The 2512-nt window shown below is 64.5% G+C and carries 1 protein-coding gene; it reads right to left on the bottom strand.

The annotated features are described in order from the left end of the window. A partial coding sequence (locus AHiyo1_RS09010) for an ATP-dependent Clp protease ATP-binding subunit (RefSeq protein WP_059388338.1) occupies window positions 1–2355 on the bottom strand: 2355 nt, incomplete at its 3' end. Window positions 2356–2512 lie beyond the last annotated feature (157 nt).

The following is a 2512-nucleotide window of genomic DNA, read 5'->3' as shown; positions in this document are numbered from 1 at the left end:
GAGCTGGTCCTCGATCTCACGCTGGATGGTCCGGCGCAGCGGCCGGGCACCCATGGCGGGATCGTAGCCCCGGGTCGCCAGGAGGACCTTGGCGGCCGTGGTGAGCTCGATGCCCATGTCCTTGTCCTTCAGGCGGCCCTCGAGGCGCGTGACGAACAGGTCAACGATCTCGATGATCTCGTCCTGCGTGAGCTGCGGGAACACCACGACGTCGTCAACGCGGTTGAGGAACTCGGGACGGAAGTGCTGCTTGAGCTCCTCGGTGACCCGTGCCCGCATCCGGTTGTACCCGGTGGTGGTGTCCGTGCCGGACTGGAAGCCCGTTGCGACGCTCTTGGAGATATCGCGGGTGCCCAGGTTGGTGGTCATGATGATCACCGTGTTCTTGAAGTCCACCACGCGGCCCTGGGAGTCGGTCAGGCGGCCGTCTTCCAGGATCTGCAGCAGCGAGTTGAAGAGATCGGCGTGGGCCTTCTCCACTTCGTCGAACAGCACCACGGAGAACGGACGACGCCGGACCTTCTCGGTCAGCTGCCCGCCTTCTTCGTAGCCGACGTAGCCCGGAGGGGCACCGAAGAGACGCGAGACCGTGTGCTTCTCGGAGTACTCGGACATGTCCAGCGTGATGAGGGCGTCCTCTTCACCGAACAGGAATTCGGCCAGCGCCTTGGCCAGCTCGGTCTTGCCGACGCCGGTGGGGCCGGCGAAGATGAACGAGCCACCCGGACGCTTGGGGTCCTTCAGGCCGGCACGCGTGCGACGGATCGCCTGGGAGAGGGCACGAATTGCCTCGTCCTGGCCGACGACGCGCTTGTGCAGCTCCTCCTCCATCTTGAGCAGGCGGCTGGATTCTTCCTCGGTGAGTTTGAAGACCGGGATGCCGGTGGAGTTCGCGAGAACTTCGGCAATCAGCTCCTCGTCGACCTCGGAGATATCGTCCATGCCGCCGGACTTCCAGTTGCGCTCCTTCTCGGCGCGCTCGGCAATGAGCTTCTGCTCCTTGTCGCGCAGCGAGGCAGCGCCTTCGAAGTCCTGGGCGTCGATGGCGGATTCCTTCTCCATCTTCACCTCGGCGATGCGCTCATCCATGGCCTTGAGCTCCGGCGGAGCCGTCATGCGGCGGATGCGAAGACGGGCACCGGCTTCATCGATCAAGTCGATCGCCTTGTCCGGCAGGAAGCGGTCCGAGATGTAGCGTTCGGCCAGCGTTGCCGCAGAGGCAAGTGCGCCGTCGGTGATGGTCACCCGGTGGTGCGCCTCGTAACGGTCACGCAGGCCCTTGAGGATTTCGATCGCATGCGCGACGGAAGGCTCCTTGACCTGGATCGGCTGGAACCGGCGCTCAAGGGCGGCGTCCTTCTCGATGTGCTTGCGGTACTCATCCAGGGTGGTGGCCCCGATGGTCTGGAGTTCACCACGCGCCAGCATCGGCTTGAGGATGGACGCGGCATCGATGGCACCCTCGGCCGCACCGGCACCCACGAGCGTGTGGATCTCGTCGATGAAGAGGATGATGTCCCCGCGGGTCCGGATTTCCTTCAGGACCTTCTTCAGGCGCTCTTCGAAGTCACCGCGGTAACGGGAACCGGCCACGAGGGAGCCGAGGTCAAGCGTGTAGAGCTGCTTGTCCTTGATGGTCTCCGGGACGTCTCCGCGGACGATCGCCTGGGCAAGGCCCTCGACGACGGCCGTCTTGCCGACGCCGGGCTCGCCGATCAGCACGGGGTTGTTCTTGGTACGGCGGGAGAGGACCTGCATGACGCGTTCCATCTCCAGCTCGCGGCCGATCACAGGATCAAGCTTGTTCTCCCGCGCGGCCTGGGTGAGGTTGCGGCCGAACTGGTCCAGCACCACCGAACCGGCCGGGGTGCCTTCCTGCTGGCCTGGGCCTGAGCCGGGACCCGCAGTTTCCTTGCCCTGGTAGCCGGAGAGCAGCTGGATGACCTGCTGGCGGACGCGGTTGAGGTCGGCGCCAAGCTTGACCAGGACCTGCGCGGCAACGCCTTCACCCTCGCGGATGAGGCCGAGCAGGATGTGCTCTGTACCGATGTAGTTGTGGCCGAGCTGAAGGGCTTCGCGGAGCGAGAGCTCAAGTACCTTCTTGGCGCGCGGGGTAAAGGGGATGTGCCCGGACGGGGCTTGCTGGCCCTGGCCGATGATCTCCTGTACCTGCTCGCGGACGCCATCGAGCGAAATGCTCAGGGACTCAAGCGCCTTGGCGGCAACGCCTTCACCCTCGTGGATAAGACCCAAGAGGATGTGCTCGGTACCGATGTAGTTGTGGTTGAGCATGCGTGCCTCTTCTTGGGCAAGCACAACAACGCGACGGGCACGGTCCGTAAATCTCTCAAACATTTCGCCACACTCCTAGCTACGACGTACTTTGATGCTACGTGGCAACGCTCGAATTTTGGGGCGTGTTCGCCACAGGGGAAACATGGCCGCACCCGGGAATAAGTTCGCTCAACCCGTCCGCCGGCCCCAGGACCGCGGCGGAGACCGCATCCGGGGC

The sequence above is a fragment of the Arthrobacter sp. Hiyo1 genome, from assembly GCF_001263615.2.
Taxonomy (GTDB): domain Bacteria; phylum Actinomycetota; class Actinomycetes; order Actinomycetales; family Micrococcaceae; genus Arthrobacter.
Note: the sequence above shows the minus strand (reverse complement) of the source record. Positions and strands in the feature narration are given on the sequence as shown.